The following is a 26,033-nucleotide window of genomic DNA, read 5'->3' as shown; positions in this document are numbered from 1 at the left end:
TGAGTACTTAAAATCAGTTTCTCTATCTGATTCAGAATGCGGACACCGATAGTGAAAAGAAAGACATCATCGGTCAGTGACTTAATGAAAGTAGTGCTTCCCATGGAGTCAATTATCAACTTGAAGATGATGGCTCATCAACTGAATTTGGAGTAATATCCAGGGAAGGAAAAATCCACTTTGAAGAAGGCATTCGCCAACCAGAGTATGAACTGCCAGATCAAAAAAGGCCAAACAATATAGGTTTGTATGGATATGAAACTGACAGAATTTAGTTTGTGGGCATTTAAACTTGAACTTGGTTTGGCACGAAAGTTCACGCTGTTCAGCAGATGTGTTTGTGCCCATTTTGAGCGCCACTTTGATCCTATAGAAACAGATGGTGTTTATAGGGTTGTTGTAAAACTTTGTGGGCCAGATGAAAGAGTTGGTACCACTGAGTTAAGTAGCTCAGTGATTAAGTATTATAAGGCGTTCGATTTTGACTATTTTGAGGGGTTGAATATAATCGCCAAGAAAAGGTTTCTTCTTGATGCACTATACAGCTCACTTATTTCATTGTGCGATATGGAAGGATGGCCGAAGAGCCCCTTTCATGAAGCGTACGAGATGGTTGTTCGAGAAAATTTTGTCAATGTATACACAATAAAACGTAAGTTAAGTCGGAATAAAAGCATGTCAGCTGAGTTGGTTGGAAGTCATGATGAAGAAGCGTTTAACTGTTTCATTGTGATAAAAGATAATGATGGTAATGAGCTTCTTAATGAACACCTTTTCTCTGAAGAACCGGATGAGTTTTTATTTAATGCTCGTATTGGTGATATTAGATGGGTTGACAAAACGACTGTTCGGTATCAATCAAAGGATAAGCAGGAATTAGGTCTGTTTGATATTGGAGATGTAACCTCCGATTAAATGACATTGCAAAGAGTTACGATGATTGTGCAGATATAGCTATCACTAAAGTAGTTCACGAAAAGAAAGATCACTGTGATTATGGCAAGATGCCTCCGTTTCCTATTCTAGGAAGCGAGAATCGAGTTGGTTGGGTGTAGTTGAAAATCTGGTTGATGCCTGACTCTATAGCATTCAACGTGATATATGAGTCACTGCTCTTGAGTAGTATCGGCAGAGCTTCTCTCTCGCAGGGCTGGAGTCAGGAGCCAAGATGCTTCATATTGGTTTCATCGATATAAAGAAGCGCATTTAAATAATGGTGGTAAGGGGTTAATGAGTAACTATCATGAATATTAACACTATGAATAAACTTTTTTGTGATCATTGTATGGTGAGTGATGATGACTATGAGTTTAATCGGTTTGACAAGTCGTCTCTGAAAGACACTGTAAGTGTTACTAAAATCTATGTAAACGGTGAGAGTTATTCGGCATGGAAAGACTCTGCACCTATAATATTTAATTATATAGAGGATAAATATCTTTCTAAAAAAATAGATATATACTGTTTTATCGTTAGCCCTTCTTGGAAATTGGACTCTCGTATTGTGCGATACAATGGACTAAGTAGGTCGATAAATAAACTTGTTGATGGACAACCATTGAGCTTTATTCTCGAGAGAACAGTTTTTAGTGATAATTACGTAATCTTTTATGGTGTCGTTAGGCTAACACGGGAAAATGCTAAATTCATATTGAATTTTATATCTGAGAGTGAAAGTGGTATTTTGTTTTCAAAAGAAATCGTTAAAGAGACCGTTCATGATGGTGATTTTACTCTGTTGATAGATGAATTGTCGTCTCTTATATCTAGAGAAACTAAAACATCTACTTTCAACCTAAATGTAGTCGATGCCATAAAAGTAATTTTGAGTCGAGGGAGTCACGCTATTTTCCCTTATGCTTGGGAAGAAACCGGTGACTATCATCTGGATGTATTTAACAATGTTTGATACGGTCTATGTATATTATAGGTGCACATTGGTAATGTCGGATACATCATGATTTTATATATGATCCCTCATAGAGTAATATTCTATTACAGTTGATGTGAGTGTCAAAATCAACACCAAGGCTCCCGGATCAACGGCGAGTGCTGCTAACGTTGCCAGCATTACATAGGAGGTGACGAGGGTTGCAAAGAAGGTGCGTTGCAACATGAGATTTTGGCTCTGGAATAAATACCAGAACGGTAAAATCAGTGATAATACTGTAGGTCATGAACAGGACCCATGGCGATCATGACAATAGATGGCCCACTTGAATGACAAGGCTGGTGAAGACATTGATGACTATTATTAATGTTGTATGCACGTTGGACGTTTCAAGAGAAAACGAAACGTACAATCTCAGTGAAATTTCTCAAATGGTTAATTTGAAGGTAGCTGCCGTTCGATGGCAGATACCTTCTCGAAATCGCCTTGAAGCGCGAATTATAGTTTTAAGGTTTATTTTTAGTCTTATTGTTAAAAAAATACCTGGATTTAAGTTGTGGTGTGTTGTTGGTGACTCAGTTTGGCAAAGTGATACACGGATTATAAGACACAATAAACTTTTTAAGAGATTAAAAGAACGAGGGGTAGAGATAAGCCACGCAGCTCACTTTTTGGAAGAACTAGTAGAATCAGATGGAAAGTTGAAGTTATTTGGTGCTGCTCAATTATCTGAGTTGTCAATTGAATCAGTGGTGAGTTTGATGGAGGAGGAATCATGCTCCTATCTTATTGCTGTGCCAGAAGAGTTTGAAGTTCATGCGTTAATATGCCGAGGGTGGAATGCTAGTGAATTGATAGATACAAGGTTATTGTGCGAGATTGTTAAAAGTAATGGTCTGGTTCTTAAAATGGTCGGTGCCTTTGATGATCCAGAGTCAGGGTTCGTCGGAATAGGGACGCCAGAGATGGTGAAGGTGTTAGTTGCGTAACTTTATAAGAGAGTCAAGGACGAGAGCAGAGTACTGATATAATAAATAAGAAAGGTATGGTGACGGACTTCGCCTTTGTCGGTACCAGATGTGCGAGTTTTTATACAGAGATATGGGCAGATCTAAAATCTTGACCATGTGGGTAGTCGAGATTTTGTGAAGAGATTATGCAGAAGTGCATTGATTTATGGTTTAATATTTTCATAAGTATAGATAATTATCTTGAAAAATTTGAACTCTTCTTAAATGTGATGTCAGGATGTTTTGGGTGGTGTCAAAATTAGGGATTGATTATGTTATATCGTGATGCACTGAATGAGGCTATTCAGCATTGGAACTCAGGCTCTATAGAGGATGAGTGGTTTTTTGAAAAGTTTAGAGATGATGCCATCGGCAAAATGAGTCCATCTGAAGCATTTTGTTTTATAAGTGAAACTATCGAATTTTTAATCAGGGAAGATGATGAGTCTACCGCTTGCGAAATATTGCAAACGATTATTGGTCTTGCAAACAAAAGCCAAACAACTGAAGTGCCGAATGCTCTTGTCGAGAATAGGGAAATAATTGAAAGCCAGTTTTGTCAGAGAGGTGAGTACTCAAAAGGTAAGCTTGCAGAGTTGTTTAGGTATTATAGAATTTCGTGATGGAATGATGAACCATCAACCTTTCATAACGAGAAGCAGTTTTCTGAGTGGTTGACGAAAACGTAAGGGAACGTTTTGAGGTTATCTGGTTTGATGAACATTAAAATACTCATTGTTTTCCAGGGGTTTAGACGTATTTTATAGTGCGTGTGGTGGTGTGAAGTTCTTTTTTCGTCGTGACTATGTCATGGAGAAAGTTAGTCTGGATAGATTTTTTTATCTAACCCACTAATACTGCCAGAAGGATGGGGTATAAGACGTACCTAGATATGACAGTTTAGATGACTGGTATATCATCGCGAAAGCAGGGCCTTAAATAAAATGTCGATTGACCTATATAAAAGTTGTATGGGTTCAATGATCACAGGTCTAGGTATCATCCGCATCACATGGCCTTGAGAACATCAAGCTAATGATTCGAGATATAGAAGCGCCTCCTTTGTGGAGGCGTTTCTATTGGTGGTCAGGAACGTTTACCCATACTAGCGCGGGTAAAGTGCGCCCTGATCGGCCAGCAAGGTGGTCATGCCGGCGGCCTTGCCCGCCTGAATGCCTATCCGGGTGTCTTCAAACACCAGGCAGTTGGCCGGGTTGGCGCCGAGCTGCTCGGCCACTTTCAGGAAGGTGTCCGGGTGGGGCTTGTGATTGACCACATCATCGGCACTCACCAGCACGGAGATGAAGGCATCGAGCCCGGTCTGACGCAGGATGTGCGCCGCATGTTCCCGGGTTGAGCCGGTGCCTATGCCCATGGGCACCTTGCCGTGGTACTGCCTGACCAGCTCCCACATGGCGGGAAACACCCGGACGTCGTCGATCCGTGCCAGGTAGAGGGCGACCTTGCGCTGGGCAAAGGCTTCCACGTCGATGGTCATCCCGTGCTGCTCTGCCAGCATGGTCACTATCTTGCGGGTGGGGATGCCGCCGTACTCGTTGAGCTGTGCCCGATCAAACGGCAGGCCGAACTCGGCACTGGTGATTTCCCAGGCATCCAGGTGCAGAGGCATGGAGTCCACCAGGGTGCCATCCATGTCGAAGATCAGGGCGTCGTACTCGTCGAATCGGGGCTGTTCACTCTGGTGATGATCGCAGGGGGATGACTGGGGCATGGGGGGCGTCCTCTTCGGCAAAGATTCACCCTAGCAGATCCAGCGCGCAGATGTCGCGACCTTCATCATGGTTGGCAGTGGTTTTGACCATCGACTAATGATATATGAGACAATAATGTGCCTTGCACCCCCTGTGCCGATATCTCATATGAGCGAGCCTGCCTATGTCCCCCAAAACCGTCTTCTCGAGCGTGGCCCTGGTGATCGCCCTGGGCTCACTGGAAAAGAGCATCGTCACCACGCCCTTGCCCATCATAGGGGTTGAGCTGAACGCCGGTGCCGCCCTCACCTGGGTCGTGACCGCCTATCTACTGGCGGCCACTGCGGCCCTGCCCATCTATGGCAAGTTGAGCGACATGTTCGGCCGGGTACGCATGCTCAACATCGGTATCGGCCTGTTTCTGGCAGGATCCGTGGCCTGCGCCCTGGCCCAGGATCTGCCGACCCTGCTGGCCGCCCGCGTGCTGCAAGGGTTGGGGGGCGGGGGGCTGATCGCGCTCGCCTTCACCGTGATCGCCGACTGTATTCCGCCACGGGAGGTGGGCAAGTATCAGGGGTATATCTCGGCGGTCTATGCGGTCTCCAGCATCGCAGGCCCGCTGCTCGGTGGCTATTTTACCGAGCAGCTCAGCTGGCGCTGGATCTTCTGGATCAATCTGCCTCTCGGTGCCATCGCCCTCTGGCTGGTGAACCGCAATCTGGGTCACCTCAATGTGCGTCGCCACAGCCGCTTCGACTGGAAGGGAGCGGCACTGCTCATCACGGTCACCACCCTCACCCTGTTGCTGCTCTCGCCGGAGGCGGCCTTGCCCGCCGTCTGGCTCGCGGCTGCGCTGGGGGCGGCCTTGTTGCTGCTGGTCCTGACTGAGCGGCGGGCGCACGATCCCATACTGCCGGCCCACCTGGTGCGCCTGCCGGGTTATCTGGTGAGCGTGCTGCTGGCGCTGGCTTCTCAGTTGCTGATGTTTGCCGTGCTGGTCTACCTGCCGTTGCAGATGCAGTGGCAAAAGGGGATGAGTGCCAGTGACAGTGGCGAGATCATGGTGATCTTCATGGTCTTCATCACGGCGGGGGCATTCGTCGGCGGCAAGCTCATCGGTCGCACCGGTCACTACAAGCGTTTCGTGGTGGCAGGTTTTGCCCTGGCAGCGCTGGCCCTGTGGCAGATCCACTTCGACGTCTGGGCCAGAGTAGGACTGGGGTTTGCCGGTATCGGCCTTGGTCTGGTGCTGCCGGCGCTGTCGGTGGTGGTGCAAAATGCCCTGCCGCGAGAAGATCGCGGCATCGGCATGTCCCTGTTCAACTTCGGCCGGGAGCTGGGCGGGGCGGTCGGTGTCGCCATCTGCGCTGTGTTGTTCCATGCCGCCCTGCCAGCAGGCAGCAGCCCCAATCTGGCCAGCCTGAGCCCGGCCGAACTGGCACCCGGTTTCAGCGCCACCTATATCGGCATGGCGCTGATCGCCACCGCCGCCCTGCTGGTCACCTTGCTGGCATTGAAGCGCCACGAGCTGGCCAGCAAGCACGCCTGATGGTTGCTATCGGATACAAAGAGGGCTCCCCGCGGGGAGCCCTCTTCATGGGATCAGGCTGGTGCCTTTCCTTCCGTGTCGTGGCCTTGTGCCACTCAGCCCGCTCATCGGGCGTCGGGGCGGGAAGGTGACCTGACAGGCTCGGGTTGCTGGCGCTCGGCCTGGGCATCGAGCTCCTTGCCGAGGAAGTAGTTCAGGAAGGTGCGGATGACCGCGATGATGGCGAGGCGCACCAGCTCCTCCTTGCTCGGTGCCACCGTGGTGGCCAGGATGTCGGCGGCGAGCTGGAACTCCAGCGCCAGGATAAGCCAGCTGCCGAAGCAGAGGCGGATACGGGGAAAGCCGGGCTCGTGATCCCGCACTCTGGCCGCCAGCCAGAGGGTCTTGCCAAGGCCGATGACCACGCAGGCGATGGAGATGATCTCCAGCAGCAGCTGGAACAGCTCCACCCCGTGCATCATGCCCTCTTTCAGGCTCGCTATCTCGAACACTCGGGTTACCTCTCTGCTTCAAAAGAGACACTTTTAACACGGCATGGGGGCCGGTTCCAACTCAGAGTCTTCTGAGCATCATGGCTATCTGGTCGATGAGCTGACGAGCGGCAGGGCTGATGGCCGCCAGTTGGAAGTAGCCATGGATGACGCCATGCTGCCGCTGGCAAGTGGCATCGACGCCAGCCTGCACCAGCTTGCCATACAGGGCTTCCCCTTCGTCGCGCAGCGGATCATATTTCGCCGTGACGATATGGGTCGGCGGTAATCCTGACAGGGCGGGATGGTGGAGCGGACTGGCTTCGGGATGGCTGGGGGGCAGGCTGCCAAGGTAGGCGTGAAAACCGCTTGCGAGCATGTCCCGGGTGATGAGGTAGTCGTCACCGAGATCGCGGTAGCTTTGGCTCTCGCAGAGGGCATCCAGCATGGGATAGAGAAGCAGCAGGGCCTTGGGCAAGGGGGCGCTGGCAGCCTTGAGCCGCAAGGTGGTGACCAGGGCGAGATGACCCCCTGCGCTGTCGCCGGCAATGGCGAGACGTGCCGGATCTCCATGCCATTTCTCCACCTCTGCCATGATGGCCCGCGTGGCGGCCAGCGCATCGTCGTGAGCCGCAGGATAGGTGTGTTCCGGGGCGAGGCGGGTGTGTACGGCGAAGATCAGGGCACTGGCCCGGTTACACAGCATCCGCATCTGGCGATCGTGGGTCTCGAAATCCCCGCTGACAAAACAGCCGCCGTGAAAATAGATCAGCACCGGATACGCGGGGTCCGGTTTGTCTGCGGGCCGATAGCAGCGGATGGCGTGGTGATCGGCCTGCCACTCTTCAATGGTGCCCACCTCTTCCCGCTCACCCCCCAACAGGGCAGAGGCAAGGTAGCCGTCACGGCGCGCCTGCCAGCTCAGCTGGCTTGCCTTGGGACGACCTGCGGCGATGAAGTCTGCCACCATGGCTGCGATGGCCGGTTCGAGTTGTTTTTCCATAAGATACCAATGACTGTATATAAAAACAGTCATTGTGCGCTTTTGGCCCGTGAGCGCAACCGGCGTTAGCTGAGGCAGCTCACAAAATCAGGCTTCAATCAGCACGAATTCAATCACATAAAGGGGCGGCAGTGCGGGGTAGATATCGCGGATCACATCTTTAAGCTCGGGGAGGGTCATGTTCTCCTGACGGGCGTGCTCGTCGCTCAGCGCCTCAAAGGCGACCGCCTTGACCGAGATGACTTCAATGGTGCCAAAAGGCTGGTGTTCCGGGTTGGTGAACAGGGCCAGGCGCTGGCCGGGCCGCCAGTTTGCCTCGCTCTCGTCGCGGATGGTGATGGTCTTTCGGCCAGCCTGGATGTCGGCGACAAAGCGGCTGAAGAAGGTGAATGCCGGGTAGGCCGGGGTGTGCTGGGTCATGTCGTCTCCGAAGGGCAAGGGGTGAGAGGGCGGCTCAGGCCGCGGCGGGCCCATTTTAGGAGGGGCGGGGGGAGCGTGCAGCACTTTTTACCCCGACATGTGAAGGGCGACCGACTGCGTTCACGGACCGGTAAAATGGCCGCAACTGAACCTGAATGTGAGATGATGCGGTCTCCTCTTTCTTGATATGTAACAAATCAGGGGGACGGGCTCTGTGGTCTGATGGCGTCCGAGGCCGGCCGTGGTTGACGTTGAACAAAAGGAGCAAGTGTGAATTCCGAGTTGATCTGGGTGCTCAGCATGCTGGTGGGTGCCATTCTCCTGTTTATTACCAACAAGGTACGCATGGACGTGGTCGCCTTGTTGATCATCATCCTGTTCGTGTTGAGCGGCACCCTGACCCTGCCGCAGGCGCTGGCAGGATTCAGCGATCCCAACGTCATTCTGATTGCCGCCCTGTTCGTGGTGGGGGAGGGGCTGGTGCGTACCGGCATCGCCTATCAGGTGGGAGATGCCCTGGTGAAGGTGGCCGGCAGCAGCGAAACCCGCATGCTGGTGCTGCTGATGGTGGCGGTGGCGACCCTGGGTGCCGTGATGAGTTCGACCGGGGTGGTGGCCATCTTCATCCCCGTGGTGCTGAGCGTGGCGAACCGGATGGGGATCCCGGCGGGCAGACTGATGATGCCGCTCGGCTTTGCCGGCCTTATCAGCGGCATGATGACGCTGGTGGCAACCCCTCCCAACATGGTGGTGAACAGTGAGCTGATGCGGCACGAAATCCAGGGGTTCGGCTTCTTCGGCTTCACCCCCATGGGGGTCATCATTCTGGGGATGGGGATCCTCTACATGCTGCTGATACGCACCTCCCTGGTGCGTGAAGGAGAGGAGGGCAAGGGCAAGCAGATGGGACGCAGCACCATGCGGGATCTCATCCGTGACTACCGGCTGGCGGGGCGAGCACGCCGACTGGCGATCCGGCCCGACTCCCCCCTGATCGGCCAGACCCTCGACGAGCTGCAATTGCGTGCCCGCTTCGGGGCCAACGTCATCGGGATGGAGCGCTGGCGCAAGTTCAGGCGGGTGATGGTCAGTGTCACCGGGGTGACCGAGTTCCAGGCCAAGGATGTGCTGCTCATCGACATGTCGGATCCCGAGGTGGATGTGCGGGAGTTTTGCAGCGAGGCGCGGCTCGAGCCCATGATATTGCGCGGCGAATACTTCTCCGATCAGGCGCGGGAGGTGGGCATGGCGGAGGTCTCCCTCATCCCCGGCTCCCGGCTGCTCGGCAAGAGCATCCGCGAGGTGACCTTCCGTTCCCGTTACGGTCTGAGCGTGGTGGGGATCCGCCGGGATGGAGAGGCGCTGACCGGCAAGCTGGTGGACGAGGCGCTGCAGATGGGGGATACCCTGCTGGTGGTGGGGAACTGGAGCCTCATTCGTCAGTTGCAGACCCATCATCGCGATTTTCTGCTGCTGGGCCTGCCTGCGGAAGTGGACGAGATGGCGCCGGCCCGCAGCCAGGCCATCCACGCCCTGATTGCCCTCGGGGTCATGATAGTACTGATGGTGACGGATCCCGTGCCCAACGTGATCGCGGCGCTCATCGCCTGCCTGCTGATGGGCAAGTTCCGCTGCATCGATCTGGAGAGTGCCTACAAGTCCATCCACTGGCCGACCCTGATCCTCATCGTGGGCATGCTGCCCTTTGCCCTTGCATTGCAGCAGACCGGCGGGGTGGATCTCATCGTCGGCGCGCTCATCTCGGCAGTGGGGGAGATGGGCCCCAGGGTGATGCTGGCCAGCCTCTTCGTGCTCTGTGCCGTCATCGGGCTCTTTATCTCCAACACGGCGACGGCGGTGCTGATGGCGCCGATTGCACTCGGCACGGCCCATCAGATGGGGGTGTCGCCTTATCCCTTTGCCATGACCATCGCCATCGCCGCCTCGGCAGCCTTCATGACGCCGGTCTCGTCGCCGGTCAACACCCTGGTGCTGGGCCCGGGCAACTACAAGTTCATGGACTTCGTGCGCATCGGCGTGCCTTTCACCCTGCTGGTGATGGTGGTGAGCGTCATCGCCATCCCCTGGTTCTTCCCGTTCTGACGACAGCAAACGATATGGCGGCCTGCGGGCCGCCTTTTTATTGCCCGCAGTGCTCTGCGAGATGAAAAGGGCGGCATCACGCCGGAGCAGGGCATTGCGCTGTCGCAGAGGAGAGCACAAGGCTCAGCCGTTGATACATGAGGTGGCGTTGCAGGCGTGCGATGGCGTGGAGAGGGGAAGAAGAGCGGCAAACGCCGGATACAAAAAAACCAGCCTGAGCTGGTCTGTTTGGTACTGCTTTCGATGGTGCGGAAGGAGAGACTCGAACTCTCACGCCTAGGGCGCCAGAACCTAAATCTGGTGCGTCTACCAATTTCGCCACTTCCGCAAGAATAATGGTGGCTATGACGGGATTCGAACCTGTGACCCCCGCATTATGAGTGCGATGCTCTAACCAACTGAGCTACATAGCCGTCTTGTGCACGACTTGCGTCGAATACAAGCAAAAATGGCTGGGGCACTAGGATTCGAACCTAGGTATGGCGAGATCAAAACCCGCTGCCTTACCGCTTGGCGATGCCCCAACAGTGTTCTTTGCAATCGGATGATTGAAGGAACGTTTTTCAAACATGGTGGCTATGACGGGATTCGAACCTGTGACCCCCGCATTATGAGTGCGATGCTCTAACCAACTGAGCTACATAGCCGTTTGTTGTCAACCACATAGGTGGAAGAGAACAGAAAAATGGCTGGGGTACTAGGATTCGAACCTAGGGATGGCGAGATCAAAACCCGCTGCCTTACCGCTTGGCGATACCCCAACAGCGATGCCCGACAAATACTGTCAAACATCATTCAAAAATGGCTGGGGTACTAGGATTCGAACCTAGGGATGGCGAGATCAAAACCCGCTGCCTTACCGCTTGGCGATACCCCAACGACGATGCCTGACAGAGACCATCAAACATCATTCAAAAAATGGCTGGGGTACTAGGATTCGAACCTAGGGATGGCGAGATCAAAACCCGCTGCCTTACCGCTTGGCGATACCCCAACTAGAGATGGTGGCTATGACGGGATTCGAACCTGTGACCCCCGCATTATGAGTGCGATGCTCTAACCAACTGAGCTACATAGCCAACCGTGCTTCCAGTGAGTCGTTGCCTCGTCACTGTGCGGCCGGAATTATGCGTATCTGGCTCTGGGGCGTCAACCCTTTTTTTGTTTGAAAAAACGAATTTGGGTGCGTTTGGCGAGTTATTGGCCGCTGTCGTGCAAAAGCCCAACAATCTGGTTTTTTTTACGACATTCGCACCCAGATCGCGCCTCTGGCCAGATAAAAAAGAGGCCAGCAAATGCTGGCCTCTCATGGGGTTAGACGTTGAACAGGAAGTTCATGATATCGCCATCCTTGACGATGTAGTCTTTCCCTTCCGCGCGCATCTTGCCTGCTTCCTTGGCGCCTTGCTCACCCTTGTAGGTGATAAAGTCGTCGAAGGCGATGGTCTGGGCGCGAATAAAGCCTTTTTCGAAGTCGGTGTGGATCTTGCCAGCGGCCTGCGGGGCGGTGGCGCCTACCGGAATGGTCCAGGCGCGCACTTCTTTCACACCGGCGGTGAAGTAGGTCTGCAACTTGAGCAGCTCGTATCCGGAGCGGATCACCCGGTTCAGGCCCGGCTCCTCGATGCCGAGATCCGCCATGAACTCGGCGCGGTCATCGTCGTCCAGCTCGGCGATGTCCGCCTCGATGGCGCAGCAGACGACCACGACAACGGCGTTCTCGGCGGCGGCTATCTCACGGACCTGATCCAGGTAGGGGTTGTTCTCGAAGCCATCTTCCGCCACGTTGGCGATGTACATGGTGGGTTTGAGGGTCAGGAAGTTGAGGTGGCTGACGGCGTCCAGCTCATCCTTGTCCAGCTTCATGCCGCGGATCATCTGGCCGTTTTCCAGGGCAACCTTGATCTTCTCCAGCACTTCCACTTCCAGCTTGGCATCCTTGTCGCCGCCCTTGGCACGCTTGGACTGGCGATTGATGGCGCGCTCGCAGGCATCCAGGTCGGAGAGGGCCAGCTCGGTGTTGATCACCTCGATGTCGTCGGCCGGGGAGACCTTGCCCGCCACGTGGACGATGTTCTCGTCCTCGAAGCAGCGCACCACGTGACCGATGGCTTCGGTTTCACGGATGTTGGCGAGGAACTGGTTGCCAAGGCCTTCGCCCTTGGAGGCACCGGCCACCAGGCCGGCGATGTCCACGAACTCCATGGTGGTCGGCACGACACGCTGCGGATTGATGATGGCCGCCAGCTGGTCGAGGCGGGGATCCGGCATGGGGACCACACCCGTGTTCGGCTCAATGGTGCAGAACGGGAAGTTGGCGGCTTCGATGCCGGCCTTGGTCAGCGCATTGAACAGGGTGGATTTGCCTACATTGGGCAGGCCCACGATACCGCATTTAAAACCCATGGATTGTTACCTTGTTGATGGATGCTTCAAGGGGCCGCGCGGGCGGCCCGTGTCGTGTTGCTTGACCCCGAGGCGAGGGATCTCGCCAGGGGCCGGTCATCTTGAACAGCCTGGCCATGCAGGCTGAAGGCCTAGACTTTCTCGGCCTTGAAACTGTGCAGGCGATTCATGGCCTTGGTCATGTCCTGCTTGAACAGGATGTCGGTGGCGCGCAGGGATTCGTCCAGCGCGGCCTCGATCAGACTCTGCTCACTGCTGGGCGCCTTGGTCAGCACGAAGCCGGCGACCAGCTCCTTGGCGCCCGGATGGCCGATGCCAAGGCGCAGCCGGAAGAAGTTATTGTTATTGCCCATCCTGGCGATGATGTCCTTGAGGCCGTTATGGCCGCCGTGACCGCCCCCTTGCTTGAACTTGGCGATGCCGGGAGGCAGGTCCAGCTCGTCGTGGGCCACCAGGATCTCTTCCGGGGCGATCTGGTAGAAGCGCGCGAGCGCCGCCACGGCCTTGCCGGAGAGATTCATGTAGGTGTTCGGGATGAGCAGCCGCACATCCTGCCCGTCCACCAGGAAGCGGGCGGTGTGGCCGAAGAACTTGGGCTCTTCGCGCAGGCTGACATTGTGCCAGCGTGCCAGTTGCTCCACATACCAGGCGCCCGCATTGTGGCGGGTCTTGGCATATTCGGGGCCGGGATTACCCAGCCCGACAATCAGTTTGATTTGACTTGTCACGCTTGATGTCTTCACTCGCTACTTGCCATGGGCGGATGGCCCGGGGCAATGGGACGCAATATTCTAGCCGCCGAGTGGCGATCACTCAACCAAAGTGCGGCAAGGTCGGGGAAAAGCCGGACAGAAGGGCTCGGGTGGGGTGGCTCGTCCGAGGTTTTCGTCTCTTGCCGAGTGGAGGTTGGGGGCTGGCGCCAGGCACCCAAAAAACAAAAACCGCCATTCGGCGGTTTTTGTCACGACAGGGTCTATCAATGCTCGAACATGGCAGAGATGGACTCTTCGTTGCTGATGCGGCGAATCGCTTCGGCCAGCACGGAGGAGAGGGTCAGCTGCTTGACCTTGCCGACTGCCTTCATCTCCGGGGTGAGCGGGATGGAGTCGGTGATGATCAGCTCGTCGATGACCGAATTCTTGATGTTTTCAACGGCGGTGCCGGAGAAGACAGGGTGGGTCGCATAGGCGAACACGCGCTTGGCACCACGCTCTTTCAGCGCTTCGGCCGCCTTGCACAGGGTGCCGCCGGTGTCGATCATGTCGTCGACGATGACGCAGTCACGACCGGCCACGTCGCCGATCAGGTGCATGACCTGGGAGACGTTCGGACGGGGACGACGCTTGTCGATGATGGCGATGTCGGTGTCGTCCAGCAGCTTGGCGATGGCACGGGCACGGACTACGCCGCCGATGTCCGGTGACACGACCACGGGGGATTCGAGGTTCTTGGCCTTCATGTCTTCCAGCAGCACCGGGCTGCCGAACACGTTGTCGACGGGGACGTCGAAGAAGCCCTGGATCTGCTCGGCATGCAGGTCAACGGTCAGCACACGGTCCACACCCACGCTGGAGAGGAAGTCTGCGACGACCTTGGCGGTGATGGGCACACGGGCGGAGCGGACGCGGCGGTCCTGACGGGCATAACCAAAGTAGGGGATAACGGCAGTGATACGGCCAGCTGAAGCACGACGCAGTGCATCCACCATGACGATCAATTCCATCAAATTGTCGTTGGTCGGGGCACAGGTGGATTGAATGATGAAGATATCGCCACCGCGTACATTCTCGTTGATCTGTACGCTGATCTCGCCGTCGCTAAAGCGACCTACGGCAGCATTGCCGAGTTTGATAAACAGGCGATCTGCGATCTTCTGGGCTAGTTCCGGCGTTGCGTTACCAGCAAACAGCTTCATGTCAGGCACGGTTTGAAACCTCGGGGTTGCATCCAGTATGTGGGGAGTCTGATTTTAGACCCGTATCGTTTGGGGGCAAACGATTTAGCAAGATGACGGACAAGGTCTCTGGGCGATGTCGAGGATGGCGTCTCATCACCCGCAGGGTGGGTGGACGGGAATCCACCTTGAGCGCCATCGCGTCAGATTGGCCCAAGACACATCGACGAGGTCAACACCTCCCGATGCGGCCTCAACAAGGAGAGAGTTGGCTGGGGTACTAGGATTCGAACCTAGGAATGGCGAGATCAAAACCCGCTGCCTTACCGCTTGGCGATACCCCAATCACTCACTTGTTGCAAAGTGACGAAGAGTGGTGATATGTTCTCGCCCTTGGCGACAAACCCATCCCAGCCTTCCGGCACTCTTGCCAACACCTTCCGAGCAGCCATTTCGTCTTCAAATCGAGCAAAGACGCAGGCGCCAGTGCCCGTCATTCTTGACGGCGCGTATTCTAGCAACCAGCCGAGCGCATTGGCAACCTCGGGGTGGCGCTTTTTCACCAGCAGTTCGCAATCGTTTTTCCACTCTCCTGCCAGCAGATTGTCCAGGGTCATCTTGGGGGTGTTGCGGGGCAGGTCGGGATCCTGGAACACGGCGGCGGTGGCCACATGGCAATCCGGCTTGAGTACCAGGTACCAGGCATCCGGCACCTCGATCTGTTGCAACCGCTCCCCCACGCCCTCGGCGAAGGCGGCCTTGCCCCGCACGAACACCGGCACGTCGGCGCCCAGCTGCACGCCGAGCTCGGCCAGCTCGTCTTCACTCAAGCCGGCTTGCCAGAGGTGGTTCAGGGCCACGAGGGTGGTGGCCGCGTCCGACGAGCCGCCCCCGATGCCACCGCCCATGGGTAGTACCTTCTCCAGCCGGATATGGGCTCCCTGCGGACTGGCCAAGCGGCTCTGCAACAGTCGCGCAGCCCGGATGATGAGGTTTTGTTCATCGGGCACGCCGGGAATGGCCGGGCTCAAGGTGAGCTGGTCGCTGCCGGGGATCGGCTCGAATTCGAGCCAGTCGCCGTGGTTGAGGAAGATGAAGAGGGTCTGCAGTTCGTGGTAGCCATCGGGGCGGCGGCCGTTGACGTGCAGGAAGAGGTTGAGCTTGGCCGGGGCGGGCCAGCGGATCGGCGCCTGGTCGTGCATCATGGTGCCAGGGTCCACTCGTTGATCTGCAGCTTGAGACGGCTCTCCTGCCCGGTCATGGTGAGCAGGTGGGGCAGGCGATAGCCGTCCTGATCCCGATAGTCCCCGTAGACGATCTGCCACTGGCCGTCGCGCACGCTGGCGAGGCTGGCATCGGGGTTGAGCTCGAATTCGGCCTGCCCCGGCAATCCCTTGATCCACTCAGGCAGCCCGGCCACCGGAATGTGCCAGCCGGTGAGCCGATAGACCAGGAGCTCGGCATCCTGGCTCTGGTGCTGTTTTCCGTCGTTGTCGAGCAGAATCACCTCGCCGCCGGTGCGGGAGAGTTCCAGAATATGGGTGCCGATGAGGCTGGTGAGGTTGAGGCGATAGTCGTCGCCGTTTTGCTGCCAGTTGAGGCGGGCGCTGCCCTTCTGGCGGGCGGTGATGATGGCCATCTTGCCCGACAACTGCCAGTGTGTGAGGCGTTCGAGGCGGGCGCGCTCCTGCTGCCAGTTGACCTGATCCCGCTGGGGTTGGGTGGTGGTACAGCCCGCCAGCACCAGCAGGCAGGCGAGGGAGAAGATACGTAACAACAAGGTGGAGCTCCGCAGATGAGGTTTGCGACAGTATAAGGGGCGGCCGTATTGCTTTTAAAGACTTACCCTTTCTCGTACAATTGTCGGCCTCTACACCCTGTGCATGAAACGATCATCACCCACCCATGAGTCTGCTTGCCCTCGGAATCAACCACAACACCGCCAGTGTCGCCTTGCGGGAGCGGGTCGCCTTTGGCCCGGACCGCATCGATCGCGCCCTGCGTGAGCTGGTGGAGCAGCCTGGCGTCAGCGAGGCGGTGATCGTCTCCACCTGCAACCGCACCGAGCTCTATTGCAGCCTGGAGCAGGGGCAGGGGGAGCAGGTGCTGAACTGGTTGCAGCGGTTCCACGCGCTGGAGGCGAGCGAGGTGCTCTCCGCCATCTACCGGCACCAGGACGAGGAAGCGGTGCGCCACCTGATGCGGGTGGCCTGCGGCCTCGACTCCCTGGTGCTCGGGGAGCCGCAGATCCTGGGGCAGATCAAGCAATCCTACGCCCACGCCCAGCAGGCGGATGCGGTGAAAGGATCCCTGGAGCGCCTGTTCCAGAAATCCTTCTCGGTGGCCAAACGGGTGCGCACTGACACCGAGATCGGCGCCAGCGCGGTGTCGGTGGCCTTCGCCGCCGTGAGCCTGGCCCGCCGTATCTTCTCCGATCTCTCCCAGACCAAGGTGCTGCTGGTGGGCGCCGGCGAAACCATCGAACTGGTGGCCCGCCACCTGCGCGAGCAGAGCGTGACCCGGATGATGGTGGCGAACCGGACCCTGCAACGGGCCCAGTTGCTGGCAGAGGAGTTCGGTGCCCAGGTAATGACTCTGGAGGAGATCCCGGACTACCTGCACGAGGCGGACATCGTCATCAGCTCCACGGCAAGCCCCCTGCCCATCATCGGCAAGGGCATGGTGGAGCGGGCGCTCAAGGCGCGTCGCTTCAAGCCCATGTTCCTGGTGGATATCGCCGTGCCCCGCGACATCGAAGCCGAGGTGGACGAGCTCTCCGATGCCTATCTCTACACGGTGGACGATCTGCAGGGCATCATCGAGCAGAACCTGGAGACCCGCAAGCGGGCGGCCGCCGAGGCGGAACTCATCGTGCAGGAAGAGCGCGACGAGTTCATGGGCTGGTATCGCAGCCAGCACTCGGTGGATCTCATTCGCGATTATCGCTATCAGTCACAGCAGGTCGCCGACGAAGAGTTGCAGCGGGCCTTGCTGGCCCTGCAACAGGGTGAAAATGCCGAGCAGGCGCTCAAGGCCATGGCCCATCGCCTCACCAACAAGCTGATCCACGCACCGACCCAGGCCCTGCGCCAGGCCGCCGCCCAGGGGGACAGCCACAAGCTGGCCCAACTGCGTCAGGTGCTGGGATTGTCACAAGAATCATAGTGTTGGGACGGCCCTTTGCCGTCCCGTCCTCCATCGAGAATCCAAGAGTCATGAACCCCTCATTGATCAGAAAGCTGGAAGGCCTCATCGAGCGCCATGAAGAAGTACAGGCCTTGCTCGGGGAGCCCGGGGTCGCCTCGGATCAGGACAGATACCGCGCCCTGACCCGGGAGTATGCCCAGCTGGAAGATATCGTTCACGCCTTCCAGCGTTTCCGCCAGGCCGAAGAGAACCTCGACACCACCCGGCTGATGCTGGAGGAAGAGGATGCCGAGCTGCGGGAGATGGCGCAGGAGGAACTGCCGCTCGCCAAGGCGACCTTCGAGGAGCAGGAGCAGGCGCTTCAGGTGATGCTGTTGCCGCGCGACCCCAAGGATGACAACAACTGCTATCTGGAGATCCGCGCCGGTGCCGGTGGCGACGAGGCGGCCATTTTCGCGGGGGATCTGTTCCGCATGTACTCCCGCTACGCCGAGCGTCAGGGGTGGCGTGTCTCCATCGTCAGCTGCAATGACGGCGAACACGGCGGCTACAAGGAGGTGATCGCCAAGGTGGACGGCGAGCACGTCTACGGCCGCCTCAAGTTCGAGTCCGGCGGCCACCGGGTGCAGCGAGTCCCCGAGACCGAATCCCAGGGCCGGGTGCACACCTCCGCCTGTACCGTGGCCGTGCTGCCGGAAGTGCCGGAAGCCGAGCAGGTGGAGATCAACCCCTCCGAGCTGAAGATCGACACCTTCCGCGCCTCCGGTGCCGGCGGCCAGCACGTCAACAAGACCGACTCCGCCATCCGCATCACCCACCTGCCCACCGGGCTGGTGGTGGAGTGCCAGGACGAGCGCTCCCAGCACAAGAACCGCGCCAAGGCGATGTCGGTGCTCTCCGCCCGCCTGCAGGCGGCCGAGGACGAACGCCACCGCGCCGCCGAGCAGAGTACCCGCCGCAACTTGGTGGGCTCCGGGGATCGCTCCGAGCGCATCCGCACTTACAACTATCCCCAGGGGCGTCTCTCCGAGCACCGGATCAACCTCACCCTGTATCGTCTGGGCGAAATCCTGGAAGGGGATCTGGACTGCGTGATCACCCCCCTGGTGCAGGAGTATCAGGCGGATCAGCTCGCCTCCCTGGCCGAGAGCAACTGATGCAGATCCAGCAGGCCCGCGCCCATATCATGGCGACCCTGGCCTCCGGGGAATCCCCCCGTGCCGACGCCGATGCCCTGCTCTGTCATCTGCTGGATTGTCGGCGCAGCTATCTGATGACCTGGCCGGAGCACGAGCTCGATGCCGCCCAGCAGGCGACCCTGGCGGGCTGGCTTGCCCGTCGCCTCAATGGTGAGCCCATTGCCCACCTCATCGGCGAGCGGGAGTTCTGGTCGCTGCCGCTGAAAGTGAGCCCGGCCACCCTGATCCCGCGCCCCGATACCGAGGTGCTGGTGGAACAGGCGCTGGCCCGCCTGCCGGGCGGCCCCTGCGCCCTGCTGGATCTGGGCACGGGCACCGGTGCCATCGCCCTTGCACTCAAGTCTGAGCGACCGGATGCCGATGTATGGGCGGTGGACAGGATGCCGGCCGCGGCCGCGTTGGCCCGCACCAACAGCGCCGCCCTGGGGTTGCCCATCGAGGTGCGCGACGGCAGCTGGTTTGCGCCGCTCTCGGATGCACCGCGCTTTGCGATGATCGTCTCCAACCCGCCTTACATCGACGGGACGGACCCCCATCTTCACGAGGGGGACGTGCGCTTCGAGCCGCGCTCCGCCCTGGTGGCGGAGGAGCAGGGGCTGGCGGATATCCGCCTCATCGTCACCCAGGCGCCCGCCCATCTGGTGCCAGGTGGCTGGCTGTTGCTGGAACACGGCTGGGATCAGGGGGAGGCGGTGCGTCAACTCCTGCTGCAACAAGGCTACCTCCAGGTGGAAACCGTGCGCGATTACGGCGATAACGAGCGGGTGACCCTGGGGCGCCTGGCTCAGTGATATGACGGGCGGGCCCGGTCTGCCCCTGTTCAAGGAAATCTTATGTATGTTGTTCTCAAGCATCTGCACCTCACCCTGATTGCCGGGGCCGTGCTGATGTTTATCCTGCGCTTTTACTGGTTGCAGACCGGCTCCGCGTTGGCAGGGGGAGCCCGCACCCTCAAGATCAGCGGTTGGCTCAACGGCCTGGTGGTGCTCTCCGGTGTGCTGCTCTGCATGGTGCTGGGTCTCAACCCCCTCAACAACGCCATCCCCTGGCTGGCCGAGAAGCTGACATCCATCCTGGTGGTGGCGTTTCTGGCCATGATGGCGCTGCGCCTGGCCCGCAGCAACGGCATCCGCTGGTTTGCCTTCCTGGGCGCACTGGGGTGGATCTTCTTTATCGCCAAGCTTGCGGTGCAAAAGCAGGCCAGCCTGTTCGGCTAGGAAGGATGACGATGATACGTGTGGATGAGTGGACCGACTTCGAGGCTCACGATCTGGCCGAGCTGGCGCTGTCGGTGAGCGACGAGATCCGGGGCCATGGCGGCACGGGAGAGGCCGAGCTTGCCCTCCTCGATGCCTGGCTGGACGAGACGATTGCCGAGGGAGACTGCGACGAGGTGCGCCGTCAGCTGTTGCAGGGTTTCTACCAGACCCTGGGCTTTCGTGGCGACTGGCAGGATTACTTCTCGTCCGCCAACTGCGATCTGGACCAGGTGCTGGCAAGGCGCAAGGGGATCCCGGTCAGTCTCGGCATCCTCCTCATCCAGCTGGGTCGCAAGATAGGTCTGGATGTGGAGGGGATCTGCTTCCCCGGCCATTTCCTCCTGAGTTTTGCCGGTCTGGACGGGGAGGTCTATGTGGACCCCTTCAACGGTGATGAACTGAGCCGGCACCGCATCGAACTGCTGCTGCGCGGTGCCCTCGGCAACCTGGCGAGTCTGAGCGATGATCATCTGCAGCCATCGGGGCAGTGGGAGATCATCGAGCGCTTGCTCAATGTCAGCAAGGGCGCCCTGCTGCGCGAGGAGCGCATGACGGAGGCGCTGCGCTGCAGCGAGCTGCTGCTGCGCATGAAGCCCGGCGATCCGCTGGAGACGCGGGATCGGGGCTTCATCTATGAGCAACTCGATTGCCCGCGCTTTGCCGCCGACGATTTCGAATACTTTATTGAACAATGCCCTGATGATCCCGTGGCCGATGTGCTGAAAACCCAGCTGGCCACTCTGGACCTCAGTCCCAAGCCCCTCCATTAAGGATCCCTGAGATGGAACAGAAGAATATCAAGGTCAACCAGATCGACGTCGCCAACGACAAACCTTTCGTGCTGTTCGGCGGCATGAACGTGCTGGAATCCCGCGACATGGCGATGGCGGTGTGCGAGAAGTACGTGGAAGTGACCAGCAAGCTCGGCATCCCGTTCGTGTTCAAGGCGAGCTGGGACAAGGCCAACCGCTCCTCCATCCACTCCTATCGCGGCCCGGGTCTGGAAGAGGGGATGAAGATCTTCCAGGAGCTGAAAGCGACCTTCGGCATGCCGGTGATCTCCGATCTGCATGAGCCCCATCAGGCCAAACCGGTCGCCGAGGTGGTCGACGTCATCCAGCTGCCCGCCTTCCTGGCGCGCCAGACCGATCTGGTGGAGGCCATGGCCCGCACCGGCAACGTCATCAACATCAAGAAGCCGCAATTCCTGAGCCCAAGCCAGATGAAGAACATCACCGACAAGTTCGAGGAGTGTGGCAACGATCGCCTGATCCTCTGCGAGCGCGGTGCCAACTTCGGCTATGACAACCTGGTGGTGGACATGCTGGGCCTGGGCGTCATGAAGAAGAGCACTGGCGGCTATCCGGTCATCTTTGACGTCACCCACTCCCTGCAGTGCCGTGATCCCCTGGGGGCGGCCTCCGGCGGTCGCCGCGAGCAGGTGACCGAGCTGGCTCGTGCCGGCATGGCGGTGGGCCTGGCCGGTCTCTTTATCGAATCCCACCCGGATCCGAAAATTGCCCGCTGTGACGGCCCGAGCGCTCTGCCGCTGGAGAAGCTGGAAGGCTTCCTCAAGCAGATGAAGGCCATCGACGATCTCGTCAAGAGCTTCGAGCCCCTCGATACCTCCGCCTGATCGCGATTTTTACTATCAAAAATGCCCCGCCATGCGGGGCATTTTTATTTCCGTCATTTTCATTTGGTGCTCTTCGGCGTCCATTGCGACCATGTTTCCGTGGTGTTAATGATGTTAAATATGTTGTGTGATTGATGTCTCTTATTTGCTTCTTATGACATGCAAAAGTAGCGACCGTCAGGATGGCAAAAAGGTATGAAGCGGGTGAGATAACCCTATTTCTCGCCGCAGACTGCTGCATGCGTTATTTGCTGTCAGTGGAGTCACACTTATTAACAGGACGTTGAGCATGCACAAGAAAATTGTCAGTAGCCTCTATTTTCAGGTGATATTGGCAATCACCATCGGAATATGTCTGGGACATGTCTATCCGAGTCTGGGCGCAGATATGAAACCCCTTGGTGATGGCTTCGTTAAATTAATCAAGATGATCATCGCCCCCGTCATTTTTTGTACCGTGGTCACCGGCATTGCCGGCATGGAAAGCATGAAGGCGGTGGGCAAAACCGGTGCCATTGCGCTGATCTATTTTGAAGTGGTGAGCACCCTGGCCCTCATCATCGGTCTGTGCGTGGTCAACGTGCTGCAGCCCGGGGCCGGTATGAATGTGGATCCCTCCTCACTCGACGCCAGCGCCATCTCCGTCTATGCGGATCAGGCCCAGTCCCAGGGGATAATTCCCTTCCTGCTGGATGTGATACCGGCCAGCGTCATCGGTGCCTTTGCCGGCGGCAATATACTCCAGGTGTTGCTGTTTGCCGTCCTGTTCGGATTTTCCCTGCATCATATCGGGGAGAAGGGAAAACCCATCTTCAATATCATCGATGGTTTCTCCCAGGTTATTTTCGGCATCATCAACATGATCATGAAACTGGCGCCGATCGGGGCATTTGGTGCCATGGCATTCACCATAGGGAAATACGGTATTGGTTCTTTGGTTCAGCTGGGGCAATTAATTGCAAGCTTCTATCTGACCTGCCTGCTGTTTATTTTTCTGGTGCTCGGCAGTATCGCCAAAGCCAATGGCTTCAGCATTGTGCGCTTTATTGCCTATATCCGGGAAGAGCTGTTGATCGTGCTCGGAACATCCTCGTCGGAATCCGTATTGCCGCGCATGCTGGTGAAAATGGAGGCACTGGGCTGCAAGAAATCGGTGGTGGGTCTGGTGATCCCGACCGGTTACTCATTCAACCTGGACGGCACCTCCATCTATCTGACCATGGCAGCCGTCTTCATCGCCCAGGCGACCAACACCCCGCTGGACCTGTTCCATCAGCTCACCCTGCTGGTGGTGCTGCTTATCTCCTCCAAGGGGGCGGCCGGAGTCACGGGGAGTGGCTTCATCGTGCTGGCAGCCACCATCTCGGCGGTAGGGCATCTGCCGCTGGCCGGGCTGGCGCTGATCCTCGGGATTGATCGCTTCATGTCGGAGGCGCGCGCCCTGACCAACCTCATCGGCAACGGGGTGGCGACCCTGGTGGTGGCCCGTTACTGCGATCAGCTCGACGAGGCCACCATGCAGGACGCCCTGGCGAAACCCGTGGTGGCAAGGCCGGTGGACCTGCGAAGCTGACCCAGGTTCCGGCGGCGATCATCACCCATGAAAAAACGGCCCGAGGGGGCCGTTTTTTTATCTCTTTACGCAGGGGGCCTTACAGGCTCTGGGTGAAGGTGCGGGTGACCACGTCACGCTGCTGCTCCGGGGTCAGGGCGTTGAAACGCACGGCGTAACCGGAGACGCGGATGGTGAGCTGCGGGTATTTTTCCGGGTTGGCGATGGCGTCTTCCAGGGTTTCGCGGCGCAGTACGTTGACGTTCAGGTGCTGACCCCCTTCGACCACAGGCTCTTGCTGAACCGGCAGTTCACGGTATTCGAATTGACCCAGGTCGGAGAGGCTGACTTCCTGATCGGCGGCAAAGCTGTCGCCCTTGGCGCAGATGCAGCGAGCCTGTTGTTTCTCTTCGTCCAGCAGCCAGAAAGAGTTCAGCAGAGCGGCGTTGGCGGACTGGGTGATTTGGATGCCCTTGATCATGGTATGACTCCTCATAGGAAAGCGGATTCAACGGTAAGCACATTACCCTGATGTTTTTAAACCACCTCTTGGAAGGAATGATTTAACGGGGCCTTGCCTTACACCTTTACTTCGTTGGGGCCATATATACCACGACGGTAATATTACGAAAATTGATCCAAATCAATAAAACCCCATTTTGCGCGCATTGAAAGGGATTAAATCATTGAGTTGAATCAAAAACAGATCATTTTTCTGTTTTTGTAAGATATATTAATTATGCATTTTTTATTATTCATATCTAGTAATTTAACCACACCTTTAGGGTTTATTTCTGGCGTCAGCGAAAACCGGCCTGCTCATGAGGCTTGTCCGAAGGACGTCCTGTTATTCCTGTGTCGACGCAGCCTCGGTCATGGCCCATGAACGCCGCCGCCACTTCCCAGGCTGGCAAGGCTGAGCCTGACCTCCATGCGGTTGCGTCTTGGGGGCGAGGACCCTATCCTGAGCCCCTTGCTCTATTGACCGAGGAGATAGCGGTGCCAAGCTGGACAGAAGGCGGGGAGTGGGGAGAGGCTGGCATGCCAGCCAGGATGGAAGGAGTGGATTCGCAACGAGAGGAGACGGGTGTGCTGACCTGGAAAGATGTGATTGGTTCGGAGAAAGAGCAGGCGTATTTCATGGACACCCTGGCCACCGTCAGGGCCGAGCGGGAGGCGGGCAAGGTGATCTATCCCCCGGCGACCGAGGTATTCAATGCCTTCAAACTGACCGAGCTGGATGACGTCAAGGTGGTGATCCTGGGGCAGGATCCCTATCACGGCCCGGACCAGGCGCACGGCCTCTGCTTCTCCGTCTTGCCCGGAGTGCGCACGCCGCCGTCCCTCGTCAACATCTACAAGGAGATGCAACGGGATCTGCCGGGTTTTGTCACACCCCATCACGGCTTTCTGGAGTCCTGGGCCAAACAGGGGGTGCTGCTGCTCAATACTGTGCTAACGGTACAGGCGGGTATGGCGCACTCTCACGCCCACCTGGGGTGGGAGACCTTTACCGATCGGGTCATCGAGCGGATCAATGCCCATTGCCAGGGAGTCGTCTTCCTGCTGTGGGGCGCTCATGCCCAGAAGAAAGGGCGCTTCATCGACCGGTCGCGCCACCATGTGCTGAGCGCCCCCCATCCCAGCCCGCTCTCTGCCCATCGCGGTTTCATCGGTTGCGGCCACTTCTCCGAGGCCAATCGCCTGTTGGTCCTGCAGGGACGCAGTCCCATCGACTGGCTCTCGGTCTGCGCCGATCCGGCGGCCTGACGCCGTAAATGCACAGGGGAAATGGTCTCCCCTGTGCCCCCTGTGGTGAGAGACTGGTGCAGCCGCTGTCTGCATCCGACTTGATTGAGTGCAAAGTTCAGGCAATAAATGACCGTATACTCGAGACAGACGTTTTCTCATTTCAGTGCAAGGAGTGCCCATGTTATCCAGTCTGCATAAGGACCACCTCAACATCACCCGGTTGCTGACGCTGCTCAAGCAAAAGCTGGCGGCCATTCGCAATGAGCAGCCGGTGAGCTACTTCCTGCTGCGGGATGTGGTGGATTATCTGCGCGAGGTATCCGACAAGTACCACCACCCGAAGGAAGACATGATTTATGACTACTACCTGAAATACAGGGTGGTGGAGGGGGAGGTGGCCAACCGGCTGCACGAGGAGCACGCCCGTCTGCTGGATGCAGGGACCGAGCTCAAGGAGATGGTGGAGATGATCCTGATGGATGCGGTCATCCCGCTGGATCAGTTCGTGGCCCGTCTGGAGCAGTTCATCGAGCAGCAGGAGGCGCACATGAACTATGAGGAAGGGGTCATCTTCCCCCATCTGCGCGACTCCCTGACCGAGGATGACTGGCGTCATCTCGAACAGCTCTGGCAGAACCGGGCCATCAATGATCCCCTGTTCGGGGCGGAGGTGAGCCAGCACTTCCAGGCGCTGGCCAAACAGCTATCGCTGCCTGCAGCCTGACAGGAGGTTCACCCATAAAAACAGCGCCCCGATCAATCCGGGGCGCTGTTTTTATGGCTCCACTCGCTGGAGTGAAACATGGGCGACGTGGGCGTATCAGAGCTCCAGGTCGTCCGATCCTTCATAGGCGATGTCGATGGCCTGCAGCTCCTTTTGCAGGCGGTGCTTGTCTTTAAGCGCCTCAATCTCACGCCATTTGCGTTTTTTTCCCGTTGTCCCGCGGCTACGTGAACCCAGCTCAACGACCTCGTCAAAATCGAAGTTGAACATGTCCATGGCTCCCTCCTTGGTTTTATGGTTTTCACC

At 57.4% G+C, this 26,033-nt stretch carries 26 protein-coding genes and 9 tRNA genes; 15 read left to right on the top strand and 20 right to left on the bottom strand.

The annotated features are described in order from the left end of the window. The first annotated feature begins 255 nt into the window (after positions 1–255). The 4 genes from AB5Y51_RS19430 to AB5Y51_RS19415 all read left to right on the top strand — a co-directional run bounded on the left by AB5Y51_RS19430 (position 256) and on the right by AB5Y51_RS19415 (position 3,524). Positions 256–915 (top strand): hypothetical protein, encoded by a 660-nt coding sequence (locus tag AB5Y51_RS19430; protein WP_368179015.1) that lies wholly within the window; start codon positions 256–258, stop codon positions 913–915. 328 nt (positions 916–1,243) lie between these two features. Then, entirely contained in the window at positions 1,244–1,909 is a 666-nt protein-coding gene (locus AB5Y51_RS19425) for a hypothetical protein (RefSeq protein WP_368179013.1), read from the top strand. A 323-nt stretch (positions 1,910–2,232) separates the two neighbouring features. Continuing rightward, positions 2,233–2,880, top strand: a complete 648-nt coding sequence (locus AB5Y51_RS19420; RefSeq protein WP_368179011.1) for a hypothetical protein — start codon at positions 2,233–2,235, stop codon at positions 2,878–2,880. A gap of 293 nt (positions 2,881–3,173) precedes the next feature. Further along, positions 3,174–3,524 carry a hypothetical protein gene (locus AB5Y51_RS19415; protein WP_368173205.1) on the top strand — a complete coding sequence of 117 codons (351 nt, stop codon included), beginning with the start codon at positions 3,174–3,176 and terminating at the stop codon, positions 3,522–3,524. A 482-nt stretch (positions 3,525–4,006) separates the two neighbouring features. Here AB5Y51_RS19415 and AB5Y51_RS19410 read toward each other — a convergent pair whose 3' ends face one another. Continuing rightward, positions 4,007–4,633, bottom strand: coding sequence for an HAD family hydrolase (locus AB5Y51_RS19410; RefSeq protein ID WP_368179009.1), 627 nt, complete (start codon positions 4,631–4,633; stop codon positions 4,007–4,009). A 164-nt stretch (positions 4,634–4,797) separates the two neighbouring features. On the opposite strand from AB5Y51_RS19410, the gene AB5Y51_RS19405 reads away from it, so the two are divergent. Further along, on the top strand, positions 4,798–6,162 hold the full coding sequence (locus tag AB5Y51_RS19405) for an MDR family MFS transporter (protein WP_368179007.1): 1,365 nt from the start codon (positions 4,798–4,800) through the stop codon (positions 6,160–6,162). 104 nt (positions 6,163–6,266) lie between these two features. Here the strand turns inward: AB5Y51_RS19405 and AB5Y51_RS19400 are convergent, their stop codons facing one another. From AB5Y51_RS19400 to yqfB, 3 genes are all read right to left on the bottom strand, one after another. Next, complete coding sequence (locus tag AB5Y51_RS19400) at positions 6,267–6,653, bottom strand: DUF1622 domain-containing protein (RefSeq protein ID WP_010673839.1); 387 nt, start codon at positions 6,651–6,653, stop codon at positions 6,267–6,269. Between the two features lie 61 nt (positions 6,654–6,714). Continuing rightward, the gene (locus AB5Y51_RS19395) at positions 6,715–7,635 is read right to left on the bottom strand and encodes an alpha/beta hydrolase (RefSeq protein WP_368179005.1); all 921 of its coding nucleotides are present in this window, start codon (positions 7,633–7,635) and stop codon (positions 6,715–6,717) included. 87 nt (positions 7,636–7,722) lie between these two features. After that, positions 7,723–8,055, bottom strand: coding sequence for a N(4)-acetylcytidine aminohydrolase (gene yqfB / locus AB5Y51_RS19390; RefSeq protein ID WP_042014549.1), 333 nt, complete (start codon positions 8,053–8,055; stop codon positions 7,723–7,725). 270 nt (positions 8,056–8,325) lie between these two features. On the opposite strand from yqfB, the gene AB5Y51_RS19385 reads away from it, so the two are divergent. Beyond that, on the top strand, positions 8,326–10,158 hold the full coding sequence (locus AB5Y51_RS19385; protein ID WP_368179004.1) for an SLC13 family permease: 1,833 nt from the start codon (positions 8,326–8,328) through the stop codon (positions 10,156–10,158). A 244-nt stretch (positions 10,159–10,402) separates the two neighbouring features. On the opposite strand, the gene AB5Y51_RS19380 is transcribed toward AB5Y51_RS19385, so the two are convergent. From AB5Y51_RS19380 to lolB, 14 genes are all read right to left on the bottom strand, one after another. After that, positions 10,403–10,486: transfer RNA gene (locus AB5Y51_RS19380), tRNA-Leu, on the bottom strand. Positions 10,487–10,494: 8 nt separating this feature from the next. Next, positions 10,495–10,571: transfer RNA gene (locus AB5Y51_RS19375), tRNA-Met, on the bottom strand. A 36-nt stretch (positions 10,572–10,607) separates the two neighbouring features. Next, a tRNA-Gln gene (locus tag AB5Y51_RS19370) sits at positions 10,608–10,682 on the bottom strand. A 46-nt stretch (positions 10,683–10,728) separates the two neighbouring features. Then, positions 10,729–10,805: transfer RNA gene (locus AB5Y51_RS19365), tRNA-Met, on the bottom strand. Positions 10,806–10,844: 39 nt separating this feature from the next. Further along, positions 10,845–10,919, bottom strand: a tRNA-Gln gene (locus AB5Y51_RS19360). A 41-nt stretch (positions 10,920–10,960) separates the two neighbouring features. Continuing rightward, positions 10,961–11,035, bottom strand: a tRNA-Gln gene (locus tag AB5Y51_RS19355). Positions 11,036–11,077: 42 nt separating this feature from the next. Beyond that, a tRNA-Gln gene (locus AB5Y51_RS19350) sits at positions 11,078–11,152 on the bottom strand. 8 nt (positions 11,153–11,160) lie between these two features. After that, positions 11,161–11,237 (bottom strand) — tRNA-Met (locus AB5Y51_RS19345). Between the two features lie 235 nt (positions 11,238–11,472). Then, the gene (gene ychF / locus AB5Y51_RS19340; RefSeq protein ID WP_368179002.1) at positions 11,473–12,564 is read right to left on the bottom strand and encodes a redox-regulated ATPase YchF; all 1,092 of its coding nucleotides are present in this window, start codon (positions 12,562–12,564) and stop codon (positions 11,473–11,475) included. A 131-nt stretch (positions 12,565–12,695) separates the two neighbouring features. Further along, positions 12,696–13,292, bottom strand: coding sequence for an aminoacyl-tRNA hydrolase (pth, locus tag AB5Y51_RS19335; protein WP_041215615.1), 597 nt, complete (start codon positions 13,290–13,292; stop codon positions 12,696–12,698). Positions 13,293–13,540: 248 nt separating this feature from the next. After that, a complete protein-coding gene (locus tag AB5Y51_RS19330; RefSeq protein ID WP_010673845.1) occupies positions 13,541–14,488 on the bottom strand; it encodes a ribose-phosphate pyrophosphokinase in 948 nt (315 codons plus the stop codon). 239 nt (positions 14,489–14,727) lie between these two features. Beyond that, a tRNA-Gln gene (locus AB5Y51_RS19325) sits at positions 14,728–14,802 on the bottom strand. After that, positions 14,782–15,660: a 4-(cytidine 5'-diphospho)-2-C-methyl-D-erythritol kinase gene (ispE, locus tag AB5Y51_RS19320; RefSeq protein WP_103244666.1), complete on the bottom strand. Its 879-nt coding sequence runs from the start codon at positions 15,658–15,660 to the stop codon at positions 14,782–14,784. The genes AB5Y51_RS19325 and ispE overlap by 21 nt, the downstream gene beginning before the upstream one ends. After that, positions 15,660–16,238 carry a lipoprotein insertase outer membrane protein LolB gene (gene lolB, locus AB5Y51_RS19315; RefSeq protein ID WP_368179000.1) on the bottom strand — a complete coding sequence of 193 codons (579 nt, stop codon included), beginning with the start codon at positions 16,236–16,238 and terminating at the stop codon, positions 15,660–15,662. The genes ispE and lolB overlap by 1 nt, the downstream gene beginning before the upstream one ends. Positions 16,239–16,363: 125 nt before the next feature. On the opposite strand from lolB, the gene hemA reads away from it, so the two are divergent. The 7 genes from hemA (at position 16,364) to AB5Y51_RS19280 (ending at position 23,272) form a co-directional block, all read left to right on the top strand. Continuing rightward, positions 16,364–17,623, top strand: a complete 1,260-nt coding sequence (gene hemA, locus AB5Y51_RS19310; protein WP_268453585.1) for a glutamyl-tRNA reductase — start codon at positions 16,364–16,366, stop codon at positions 17,621–17,623. 50 nt (positions 17,624–17,673) lie between these two features. Then, on the top strand, positions 17,674–18,762 hold the full coding sequence (gene prfA / locus AB5Y51_RS19305; protein ID WP_041215613.1) for a peptide chain release factor 1: 1,089 nt from the start codon (positions 17,674–17,676) through the stop codon (positions 18,760–18,762). Continuing rightward, positions 18,762–19,595 carry a peptide chain release factor N(5)-glutamine methyltransferase gene (prmC, locus tag AB5Y51_RS19300; RefSeq protein WP_048207168.1) on the top strand — a complete coding sequence of 278 codons (834 nt, stop codon included), beginning with the start codon at positions 18,762–18,764 and terminating at the stop codon, positions 19,593–19,595. Before prfA ends, prmC begins: the two co-directional genes overlap by 1 nt. A gap of 42 nt (positions 19,596–19,637) precedes the next feature. After that, positions 19,638–20,021 carry a SirB2 family protein gene (locus AB5Y51_RS19295; RefSeq protein ID WP_039039603.1) on the top strand — a complete coding sequence of 128 codons (384 nt, stop codon included), beginning with the start codon at positions 19,638–19,640 and terminating at the stop codon, positions 20,019–20,021. A gap of 11 nt (positions 20,022–20,032) precedes the next feature. Then, positions 20,033–20,833, top strand: a complete 801-nt coding sequence (locus tag AB5Y51_RS19290) for a SirB1 family protein (protein WP_042015581.1) — start codon at positions 20,033–20,035, stop codon at positions 20,831–20,833. Between the two features lie 11 nt (positions 20,834–20,844). Then, a complete protein-coding gene (gene kdsA, locus AB5Y51_RS19285) occupies positions 20,845–21,699 on the top strand; it encodes a 3-deoxy-8-phosphooctulonate synthase (RefSeq protein ID WP_048207171.1) in 855 nt (284 codons plus the stop codon). Between the two features lie 289 nt (positions 21,700–21,988). Continuing rightward, the gene (locus tag AB5Y51_RS19280; protein WP_041212586.1) at positions 21,989–23,272 is read left to right on the top strand and encodes a dicarboxylate/amino acid:cation symporter; all 1,284 of its coding nucleotides are present in this window, start codon (positions 21,989–21,991) and stop codon (positions 23,270–23,272) included. Between the two features lie 79 nt (positions 23,273–23,351). Here AB5Y51_RS19280 and grcA read toward each other — a convergent pair whose 3' ends face one another. Further along, positions 23,352–23,732, bottom strand: coding sequence for an autonomous glycyl radical cofactor GrcA (gene grcA / locus AB5Y51_RS19275; RefSeq protein WP_010673855.1), 381 nt, complete (start codon positions 23,730–23,732; stop codon positions 23,352–23,354). A 608-nt stretch (positions 23,733–24,340) separates the two neighbouring features. Here grcA and ung point away from each other — a divergent pair. Next, positions 24,341–25,021 carry a uracil-DNA glycosylase gene (gene ung / locus AB5Y51_RS19270; protein ID WP_368178997.1) on the top strand — a complete coding sequence of 227 codons (681 nt, stop codon included), beginning with the start codon at positions 24,341–24,343 and terminating at the stop codon, positions 25,019–25,021. Between the two features lie 160 nt (positions 25,022–25,181). Continuing rightward, positions 25,182–25,727 carry a hemerythrin domain-containing protein gene (locus AB5Y51_RS19265; protein ID WP_041212588.1) on the top strand — a complete coding sequence of 182 codons (546 nt, stop codon included), beginning with the start codon at positions 25,182–25,184 and terminating at the stop codon, positions 25,725–25,727. 96 nt (positions 25,728–25,823) lie between these two features. Here the strand turns inward: AB5Y51_RS19265 and AB5Y51_RS19260 are convergent, their stop codons facing one another. Next, positions 25,824–26,003, bottom strand: coding sequence for a DUF3545 family protein (locus AB5Y51_RS19260; RefSeq protein ID WP_010673858.1), 180 nt, complete (start codon positions 26,001–26,003; stop codon positions 25,824–25,826). Positions 26,004–26,033: the final 30 nt, after the last annotated feature.

Origin of the sequence: Aeromonas sp. R7-1, assembly GCF_040908115.1 — a bacterium.
Classification (GTDB): Bacteria; Pseudomonadota; Gammaproteobacteria; order Enterobacterales; family Aeromonadaceae; genus Aeromonas; species Aeromonas caviae.
Note: the sequence above shows the minus strand (reverse complement) of the source record. Positions and strands in the feature narration are given on the sequence as shown.

Excerpts from the sequence above, each read along its gene's own strand:
- prfA (WP_041215613.1), top strand. The coding sequence starts at position 17,674 with ATGAACCCCTCATTGATCAGAAAGCTGGAAGGCCTCATCGAGCGCCAT.
- hemA (WP_268453585.1), top strand. The coding sequence starts at position 16,364 with ATGAGTCTGCTTGCCCTCGGAATCAACCACAACACCGCCAGTGTCGCC.
- AB5Y51_RS19415 (WP_368173205.1), top strand. The coding sequence starts at position 3,174 with ATGTTATATCGTGATGCACTGAATGAGGCTATTCAGCATTGGAACTCA.
- kdsA (WP_048207171.1), top strand. The coding sequence starts at position 20,845 with ATGGAACAGAAGAATATCAAGGTCAACCAGATCGACGTCGCCAACGAC.
- AB5Y51_RS19265 (WP_041212588.1), top strand. The coding sequence starts at position 25,182 with ATGTTATCCAGTCTGCATAAGGACCACCTCAACATCACCCGGTTGCTG.
- prmC (WP_048207168.1), top strand. The coding sequence starts at position 18,762 with ATGCAGATCCAGCAGGCCCGCGCCCATATCATGGCGACCCTGGCCTCC.
- AB5Y51_RS19430 (WP_368179015.1), top strand. The coding sequence starts at position 256 with ATGAAACTGACAGAATTTAGTTTGTGGGCATTTAAACTTGAACTTGGT.
- ychF (WP_368179002.1), bottom strand. The coding sequence starts at position 12,564 with ATGGGTTTTAAATGCGGTATCGTGGGCCTGCCCAATGTAGGCAAATCC.
- AB5Y51_RS19295 (WP_039039603.1), top strand. The coding sequence starts at position 19,638 with ATGTATGTTGTTCTCAAGCATCTGCACCTCACCCTGATTGCCGGGGCC.
- AB5Y51_RS19405 (WP_368179007.1), top strand. The coding sequence starts at position 4,798 with ATGTCCCCCAAAACCGTCTTCTCGAGCGTGGCCCTGGTGATCGCCCTG.
- AB5Y51_RS19425 (WP_368179013.1), top strand. The coding sequence starts at position 1,244 with ATGAATATTAACACTATGAATAAACTTTTTTGTGATCATTGTATGGTG.
- AB5Y51_RS19395 (WP_368179005.1), bottom strand. The coding sequence starts at position 7,635 with ATGGAAAAACAACTCGAACCGGCCATCGCAGCCATGGTGGCAGACTTC.
- yqfB (WP_042014549.1), bottom strand. The coding sequence starts at position 8,055 with ATGACCCAGCACACCCCGGCCTACCCGGCATTCACCTTCTTCAGCCGC.
- ispE (WP_103244666.1), bottom strand. The coding sequence starts at position 15,660 with ATGCACGACCAGGCGCCGATCCGCTGGCCCGCCCCGGCCAAGCTCAAC.
- AB5Y51_RS19290 (WP_042015581.1), top strand. The coding sequence starts at position 20,033 with ATGATACGTGTGGATGAGTGGACCGACTTCGAGGCTCACGATCTGGCC.
- AB5Y51_RS19260 (WP_010673858.1), bottom strand. The coding sequence starts at position 26,003 with ATGGACATGTTCAACTTCGATTTTGACGAGGTCGTTGAGCTGGGTTCA.
- AB5Y51_RS19280 (WP_041212586.1), top strand. The coding sequence starts at position 21,989 with ATGCACAAGAAAATTGTCAGTAGCCTCTATTTTCAGGTGATATTGGCA.
- AB5Y51_RS19410 (WP_368179009.1), bottom strand. The coding sequence starts at position 4,633 with ATGCCCCAGTCATCCCCCTGCGATCATCACCAGAGTGAACAGCCCCGA.
- grcA (WP_010673855.1), bottom strand. The coding sequence starts at position 23,732 with ATGATCAAGGGCATCCAAATCACCCAGTCCGCCAACGCCGCTCTGCTG.